Genomic DNA, 262 nt, shown 5'->3' with positions numbered 1-262 from the left:
GTGCCGCTTACGTGATTCTCATGGACTTTCAAGTTGGCAGGCTTGGTTTGCTTGAGCTTTTGCATTTGCTTGCCATATGACTTGTTAAACGGTACCGCGACCAGCTTAGCTGATTTGAATTTGATGTTTTTAACCTGGTTGAACTTCAGCAAAATGTTCTTTCGCTGGTGGGTTGAATAACCCAAATTCAACACGATGTTGCTGATTTGACGGTAATTGGAAAGGTTATTGTTATCGTATTGATTGTAGCCATTTTTGAAGC

General features: G+C 40.8%; 1 protein-coding gene. It reads right to left on the bottom strand.

What is annotated here, in order from left to right; genetic code table 11:
* On the bottom strand, positions 1–262 hold a 262-nt coding region (locus CBI42_RS11910; protein ID WP_142294164.1), incomplete at both ends, for a YfhO family protein.

It is taken from the genome of Streptococcus sp. KR (assembly GCF_002238115.1).
In the GTDB taxonomy this organism is placed as follows: Bacteria; Bacillota; Bacilli; order Lactobacillales; family Streptococcaceae; genus Streptococcus.
This window is presented reverse-complemented; position numbering and strand designations above follow the sequence as displayed.